The sequence below is a fragment of the Ligilactobacillus equi DSM 15833 = JCM 10991 genome (assembly GCF_001435735.1).
Lineage (GTDB): Bacteria > Bacillota > Bacilli > Lactobacillales > Lactobacillaceae > Ligilactobacillus > Ligilactobacillus equi.
The window spans coordinates 1-272 of the sequence record NZ_AZFH01000137.1 but is presented as its reverse complement, the minus strand read 5'-3'; the positions used below and the strand labels follow the sequence as shown (position 1 = coordinate 272).

Annotated in this window: 1 pseudogene; it reads right to left on the bottom strand. The window is 33.8% G+C overall.

The window, feature by feature from the left end:
- A pseudogene (locus FC36_RS12505) lies at window positions 1-272 on the bottom strand (RNA-guided endonuclease TnpB family protein); the annotation flags it as partial.

The window sequence follows — 272 nt, the reverse complement described above, 5'->3', positions numbered from 1 at the left end:
TCAGCTTGCGGTCTAGAAAACTTAATCGGTTTTCGTAACCATTCCAAATCACGAGGGATATACTTCCAAACGTTTTTGCCAGTTTTAGCGTCAATTTCATCGGTTTTATACTTAAATGGTCGTTGTTTTAATTGTGTTTGAACAGTTTTATATCTAGCATTTACCGTTCTAAACACAGATTGAACCATTAAAGAATTAAGATTACTTTTTGCCCGTAAATCATGATACATCTCTCTTTGGAATCTTTTTCTTTCAGGCAGAAAATGTTCATC